Source organism: Archangium sp., from assembly GCF_036277355.1.
GTDB lineage: Bacteria > Myxococcota > Myxococcia > Myxococcales > Myxococcaceae > Archangium.
In genome coordinates, this window is record NZ_DASUNC010000152.1 from 140,037 (window position 1) to 147,367 (window position 7,331).

4 protein-coding genes are annotated in these 7,331 nt (G+C 72.0%); 1 reads left to right on the top strand and 3 read right to left on the bottom strand.

Features of this window, described 5'->3' with window-relative positions:
* Window positions 1-58: 58 nt before the first annotated feature.
* From VFZ09_RS38120 to VFZ09_RS38130, 3 genes are all read right to left on the bottom strand, one after another.
* Window positions 59-790, bottom strand: a complete 732-nt coding sequence (locus VFZ09_RS38120; protein ID WP_329732697.1) for a uroporphyrinogen-III synthase — start codon at window positions 788-790, stop codon at window positions 59-61.
* Between the two features lie 158 nt (window positions 791-948).
* The gene (locus VFZ09_RS38125; protein ID WP_329732692.1) at window positions 949-1,878 is read right to left on the bottom strand and encodes a DUF2381 family protein; all 930 of its coding nucleotides are present in this window, start codon (window positions 1,876-1,878) and stop codon (window positions 949-951) included.
* A gap of 75 nt (window positions 1,879-1,953) precedes the next feature.
* Window positions 1,954-4,203 carry a protein kinase domain-containing protein gene (locus tag VFZ09_RS38130; RefSeq protein ID WP_329732693.1) on the bottom strand — a complete coding sequence of 750 codons (2,250 nt, stop codon included), beginning with the start codon at window positions 4,201-4,203 and terminating at the stop codon, window positions 1,954-1,956.
* A 1,155-nt stretch (window positions 4,204-5,358) separates the two neighbouring features.
* Between VFZ09_RS38130 and VFZ09_RS38135 the strand changes: the two genes are divergently transcribed.
* A partial coding sequence (locus VFZ09_RS38135) for a hypothetical protein (RefSeq protein ID WP_329732694.1) occupies window positions 5,359-7,331 on the top strand: 1,973 nt, incomplete at its 3' end.

A 7,331-nucleotide genomic window follows, 5' to 3' on the forward strand; every position in this document is an offset into this window, starting at 1 on the left:
GGCGCCGGGCCATTCCGGCGAGTCGAGGACGGAAGCCGTCCCCCCCGAGGGCGACAGTCTACCCGCGAATGGCCCGGACGGTGGCCTCGACCAGCGCCTCGGGGGTGGGCCGCTCGGCCACCGAGGCCACCGGCAGCCCCAGGTGCGTCAGCGCCGCCGCCGTGGTGGGCCCGATGGCCACCAGCCGGGCCGCCCCGAGCCGCTCACGCCCCACCGCATCCACGAAGGCCTCCGCGGTGCGCGGCGAGGCGAACAGCGCCACGTGGGGCGGCGAGGACTCGAGCAGTGCCTGGGCCTCGGGCGGCAGGGGCGCGGGCCGGGAGCGGTACGCCGTCACCCGCGTCACCCGGGCGCCGTGCTCGCGCAGCGCGTCCTCCAGCTCGCGGCGGCCCTCCTCCGCGGCCGGCAGCAGCACCTCGTCCTCCGGATCCAATCCCGGGCGCATCACCTCGTAGAGCGCGGCGCCCGTGCCCTCGGGGGACTCGACGGCCACGTTCAGCCCGTAGCCTTCCACGGTGCGCGCGGTACGCGGCCCCACCACGGCGACGCGCACCCGCGGCAGCACATCCACCGTGCCCGCCTCGCGCAGCGCCTCCATGAGCGCCTCCACCGCCGAGGGGCTCGCGAACACCACCCACTTGTAGCGCTGGATGGACTCCGCGGCCGCCATCAGCGGACGGGGGTCCTCTGGAGGCAGCAGCTCCAGCAACGGTACATGCAGGACTTCCGCGCCCTCGTCCTCCAGGAGGAAGCACAGCTCCTCCGAGCGTTCACGGGGTCGCGTCACCAGGATACGGATGCCTTCGAGTCGCCTTTCCACGGCGGCGCACTCTAGGGCATTTGCGCGGGTGTCATAGTCCCCTCTTCGCGTCCCATTCCGGAGACGGCTCCGAGCTCGCACCGGTTGTATCCAGTCGCGGCATGTCGCGGGACCACTGCCAGGATATTTCAAGGGAAGGCCACGCCGCGCACGGTGAAGGTGCGCGCTCCGCCCGCCTCGCCCAGCTTCAGCAGGAAGGTGCTTTGTAACTGCTTCTTCTCCGGCGCCTCCGCCTCCACCACGAGCCGCACCTGCCCTTCCGGCAACAGGGGCCCGGATTGCCACACCCGCGTCACCCGCAGCCGGACGCCTTCCGTGCTGACGAGCTCCGCCCCCTCCGTCGTCCAGGCCAGGGCACTCGTGTTCTTCACGTTCAGCTCCACCGCCACCTGCTGCCGTGCCTCGGCGCGGTAGCTCCAGGCCTCTGTCACCATGAGCGGCGCTCCGGGACGCGAGGAGAGGCTGCTCATGAGCTCGCGCGCCAGGATGCCCAGCCCCTCCCCCACCAGCCCGGCCTCCAGCAGTCCCTGGAGACTTCCGGAACACGGCCCCGGCGGACGGGCACGCTCCTGTGCCAGCGCGGCCTCGCACCACTCGGCCCGCTCGCGCTGTTGCCGGGACTCCAGCTGCAACGACTCCCCCGAGCGGGGCTGGCGGTACACCCGCACCTGGTGCTCGGCCCGCAGCACGTCCTCCACCAGCCGGAAGGTGACGCCGCCGGGCACCTGCCCGTCCGCGAAGCGCACCGTCACCCGCGGCGGCCTGTCCAGCGGCGGCGCCCGCGTGGGCAGCAGCAGCACCACGCCCTCGGCCTCGCTCACCGCCACCTTCACCCCCTGCCCGTCCTCCACCCGCACGCCACCGGGTTGCAGCGGCGTGTCGAACACCAGCGTGGTGGACTCATGGGGGCGGATGCGCACCGGGTGCTGCACGTCGGCGTTCTCCGCCGTCAGTTCCAGGTGGCGTGCGCCCGGCGTATCCCATTCCTCCCCGTGGGGCGCGGCGGGCGTGGACACGAGGAGCGCGAGCAGCAGGGGGGCGGCGAGCAGTGTGGACATGGGGGTGACCTCCAGAGTGGCCCACACTAGCAGGTCCTCGGAAGTCGGCCCCTCCTGTCAGTCGAAACGCGGCGTCTATTGGTCCTCGTACCGCGACGCCTCGCCGAAGCGTTTCACCGGATACAGAGACCCGCCGCTGCGGACGACGGCGGTGTCCTGGCCACTGCCCTCCAGCTTCTCCCAGCCCCAGTACCGCCCGGACCTCAGCTCCAGGCACACCGGATAGGCCTGGCCCTCGGGGGTGTACGCCTGGGAGAGGCGCGCCTGCACCCGCTCGCCGAAGAGCAACTGGCCGGTGAACAGGGTGTTTGTCGGCAGCTTGCCCCAACCGCCATGGCCCGCCACACGGATTGTCACCGGCCCCGGCCTCACGGTGTGCGTTATCCCCTGAAACGGGTGAATCTCGACGAGGCCGTAGTGATCCGTGAGCTCCAGTTCCTTCATGGCCTGCTGCGCACCGGGGGGGCACTCGGCGGGAGGGGGCAGCGGGGGCTTGGGCAGTACGGTGGCGGTGGTGGCGGGGCTGGGGCAGCCGGTGGCCAGGGCGCAGCCGAGCACGGCCGCGCCCACCTTCGTGGCCGTGGAGCCCGTCTGCTTCGGGAGGGTGGGGGTCTTGGCTTCCTTCGATGGAGTCTTCACGCGCGTCTCTGGGGGCAGCGTCGCACGGGCGACGGGCGCGGGGGTTGCCGCCCCAGGGGGCGTCGCGCCGCCGTCACCTTCTGGCCGCTTCCACGGCGGCGCCACTTCCTGGCCTTCCCCCGCCAGGGCGTTAGGAAGGAACTCCTCGGGTAGGCTGGCGCGAGGTGTCTCCACCGGTGACGCGGTACGCACGGCGGCGGGGGGCGAAGGGCGCACGGCGAGCCACAGCCCCAGGCCCAGCACGAGCACCGAACTGGCGGCCAGCAGCGCCCGGCGCGAGCGTGCAGCGGGCCGCGTGGCTTGCCGAGCCCGCGCGGCCACCGGAGCCTCGTCCACCGCTGGCGGCACCGCCGGAGCCTCGTCCGCCGCTGGCGGCACCTCGGATCCCGCGAGCGGCATGGATTCTTCCGCCGCCACCGGGGGCACGGCTACTCCGGGTGTCACCTCGGGCTTCTCCTCGGACACGGCGAGCGGTACGGCCTCCGTCGAAGCCGACTGGGGCACCGCCACCTCGGGTGCTTCCCGTTGCGCGGGCAGCGGCCCGGGCGGCTCCACGGGCGCCGTGCCCACGGGGAGCGCCTCGGGCGGCGCATGCGCGAGCAGGGTGGACACCTCGTCGGGCGCACGCGGTTTGCCTCGCACCGGCACCCGGGCGTAGGAGGCCCGCCGCTCATAGAGGGCCAGCACGTCTCCCCCGCGCCACATGTCGCCCTCGAGCACGGTGGTGGCGTGGTGCGGCCCCCAGGCCTCGCACAGCGGCTCCCGCCACGTCTCGTCCGCCTCCTTCAACGCTTGCGAAATGGCCCCCTCCACCGCGAGCGCGTCCGCGTAGCGCTCCTCGGGCGCCTTGCGCAGCATGCGCCAGCACACCTCGCCCAACGCCGGTGGCACCCGGGGGTTGGACACGTGCGGCACCGGGGGCTCCTCGTGCAGCACGGCATGCACCAGCTCGCCCTCGCGGCCCGGGAAGGGCAGCCTGCCCGTGAGCGTGAGGTAGAGCTCCACGCCCAGCGCCCACACGTCGTCGCCCGGACAGGCGCGCGAGTCCTCAAGGCCGCGCCAGGCGCGCCACACCCGGGGGCTGAGATAGGACCAGGTGCCCGGGGGAAATGCGCCCGTCAGCCTGGGAGCGTCCTCGTAGGTGGCCACGCCGTAGTCCACCAGCACCACCTGCCCTTCGCCATGCACCAGCAGATTGGCGCCTTTGACGTCCCGGTGCACCACGCCGGCCGCGTGCACCACCGCCAGCTGGCGCGCGCCCTGGCCGAAGAGTTGTGCCACCTCGAGGGCACAGGGGTTGTGCACGCGCGTCCACACGTCCAGCGGCAGCCCACGCACCAGGGGCATGACGAGGAAGAAGTAGAAGGGGTGGTGCTCGGGCCACACGCCCTCGTGCACCAGGGGCAGGCCGCCCGCGTGGCTGAGCTTCACCAGCACGTCGCGCTCGCGCCAGGCCCAGCGCGCCGCGCGCGGCAGGAAGAGGAACTTCACCGCGTACAGCACGCCCCCGCGCGAGGCGCGGAACACGGTGCCCTGGCCGCCGGTGCCCAGGCGCGCCTCCAACGTGTAGCCGGCCACCACCAGGCCCGGCCGGGGCCGCCAGGCAGAGGACTCCTCCTCCTGGGACTCCAGCACCCCTGGCCGCTGCTGCTCCTGCTCACCGCTGCGCGCGCTCGCCTCGCTCATGCACACCACCTCCGAGGTGGGCCAGCCTACATGACGGCTCGAGGCGTGCGGGACACCCGATGGAAATCGTCCGGAGCCTGTCGCGCCCGTCCACGCGGTGGACACACCCCCTCCCAAGCCCCCGTGAATGCCACTGGGGGTGGGCTTGACTGGTAGACGTCTACCAGTCATGTAGCCACATGTATATCAATGTGCGCCTTGAGTGGTAGACGTCTACCAGTGCCCCGGTGGGAGACGTCTACCCGTGTCGAGCAACGGGCCCGTCTCCCCGCGCCCAAACCGCCCATGCGCACGCATCTGGCTGTCGCGGGCAGGGGCTCCTCCGGGAAGGCCCGCCTGGGCGCGTACACCTGGGGAGGGTTTCTTGCCCCCCTCGTCCCCTGCCGGGTGCGTTCCACTTGCCCGGAATCGGTGTTCCACATGGCTGGAAAGGGGCGAAGCCACAGGGGGGCGCCCAGGTTGAATCCGAACCCAAGCTCCGCTGAAAGCCGGAGTTGAGAGGGTGGAACTGCGCCTCGAATCAGTCCCAACCTTCTTCCGGGTAGTCAGTGCCTCGGACTATCTTCCCGGTCGGTTGTCGTTCAAGGGGCCCCTGGATGGCGAAGGACCACGCACTCGCCGCCCGGAAACGCCCTGACGGGGACAGCCTCGGCACATTCCTGACGGCGCTGACGCACTGGGGCGGGGGCTTCTCCGCCCGGGCAAGAGCCTCGCCACGGCGTGCCTCACGCATCCCGTGTCCCTTTCCGACTCGTCCAGGTGAGGAGGTGCAGCATGTCCACCCGTCGTGGTGATGCATCCACCGCGTGCGCACGGCCGCCCCCAGCACTGGCGGTTTTGCCTCCGGTGCGCGCAGGCATCCCCCTGGCCGACTCGAGTCCCGGCTTCGGAGCATCGACACCTGGGAAGGCCAGCACCGGCTCGGAGCCAGTGGTTTCGGCGCACAGCGGGGGGAAGCAGAAGGAGGGAAAGGGAGGGAACAGGCGCCAGCCACATTGGGCCAGAGGACTCCAGGTCCTCTTGCTCGCAAGCTGCTTCGTCGCCAGCATGAGCGCGGCCGGCGAAGAGCCGAGACGAGAGCGGGTAGCTCTCTCGGCCAAGGCGCATGCGCGAGCCAAGGCCCCTGGCCCCCGCGTGGAAGATTGGAAGAGGGACGTGCTCTCCCTCCAGGTGATGGACCCGGGATTCCTCGTGGTGGAGGCAGGTGATGAAGTCCTCGCCGCGGGCGAGCTCCTCTGGGGCGAGGGCTCGCGGCTGCGAGTGGAGCCACGCAGGGGCTACCCGCCCGCGCCGCTGCCGCGGGTGGTGAGCCGCGAGCCAGGCCGGGAAGAGGTGGAAGTAGACGTCCCGGAGGGCATGGGCGCCGGGGCCATGCTCACCCTCACCTATGAGTGGGGCTGGGACTATCGGGACACGCCCGCCCTGGAGCTCACCTGGCGCCTCCCGCCCGTGGAGGACATTCCACCCGAGTGGCTGGAGGACGAGTGGGTTGAAGGGGAGCGGGAGGACACGCCGGAGGACGGGGAGGACAGCGCGCTCACCTTCCTCCCGGCCCAGGAGACTTCCTTCCCCGTGCAGGTGGACCCGGAATGGCCGGAATTGCTGTGGGTGGCCGGGTACGCCTCGCGTGAGGACATCGCCTCGCGCCTCTTCGGGGAGGCCGCGGCGGCGGGCGCTTTCGACCTCGAGCCCCGTGCGCCTCCCTCCAGCGCTCTGGAGGGCTTCCCGGTCTGTGTGCGCGTACGCCACCCGCCAGCGCTCGTGCCAGGGTTGCTCGCCGCCATGCGCGGTGCCCTGGAGGCACGGTTGGAGGCGGATGCCGCCTGGAGCCGTGCCCAGCTCTCGGCGGCCTCCCTGGACAGGGCCGCGGCCGCCGCGCTGGTGGAGCGCGGCCTGCGCTGGGCCCAGCGCTCGGACATTCCGGACGAGGCCGGGCAGAGCTACTTCGACCGCTACCTCCAGGCGCTCGGCCCCTGGCGGGACGCGGACTGGCCCTCCCTGGGCGAAGCCGCCGAGCCCCTGCGCAAGGCCGTCGCCCTGCGCTCCACGCGCTTCCAGACGAGCTACCTCGTCATGGATGGCTCGCCCGTCCTGGCTCCGGGCAGCGTGGTGGGCCGCTTCTATTCGTCCGACGGCTCCAGCGTCCAGGTCCGCACCCAATTGCTGCTCACCGAGGAGACGTCGCTGGAGCGGGCGGAGCTGCGGGTGCGCAACGCTCCCCGCGGCACCCCGCGCGTCATCCTCCCCGGGAAGGACGGGCGCTGGCGCGGCTACAGCGCCGAATTCAACACCACCCCCGGAGCTCCCCAGCCGCTCGAGAGCCCCGAGGGCTACGCCTCCTGGTACTACCCGGGCACGCTCCTCATCCGCCCGGGGGACTGGCGGCCGGGGCTGGGGGCCGGTACGGGCGGGTTGGCGGCCCTGCGGCGGGAGCTTCTCCAGACAGCCCTCGCCACGTCCACACCGCAACAGCCCCAGCCGCTGCTCGCCCTCGACCACGACGTGCTCTCCCTGCTCACCCCGGACGAGCGCCTGGGCGTCTTCGACACCCTCCTCTCGGGCCCCGCGCTCACCTCGGACATGAGGGAGGACGCGGTGCACCTGCTCACGCGGGTGCTGCTGTCCACGCCGGACGGGGAGTTCCCCCCTCTGGAGCGCAAGCTCACGTCGAGTGGGGCGCTGGAGAAGCTGCTCGGCGGCAACGCACCGGAGGCCAAGGTGCTGCTGGGACAGGCCTTCACCCAGAAGGCGCTCGCCTCCTTTCCCCTCACGCTGGACGTCCTCGAGTCCCTGCCTGGCTTCCACCTGGGACGGGAGGGTGAGACGACCCACCTGCTCAACGTCCCCCTTGGGCGGGTGTCCACGGTGTTGGTGGCGCCGGAGGCCTGGGAGCCACGACAGGGCGTGCGCCTGGGAGCCGAACCCGCTCTGCCCGGAGAAGCCGTGGGGCCCTCCAAACGCATGGCCCTGTACTTCCAGCCGGTGCAGCAGGAATTCCAGGCGCGCTACTTCTCCTCCGTGGACGAGCTGCCCCGCAGCCGCGCCCTGCACCCGCTGGAGTGGGTCCGGGTGGAAGTCCATGGGCCGCGGCCTCGCACGCACCTGATGACGGCCATGGAGCTGGCCCT

What these genes read in the sequence shown, in the direction of transcription:
- VFZ09_RS38125 (WP_329732692.1), bottom strand. Translation starts at nt 1,878, where the DNA reads ATGTCCACACTGCTCGCCGCCCCCCTGCTGCTCGCGCTCCTCGTGTCC.
- VFZ09_RS38130 (WP_329732693.1), bottom strand. Translation starts at nt 4,203, where the DNA reads ATGAGCGAGGCGAGCGCGCGCAGCGGTGAGCAGGAGCAGCAGCGGCCA.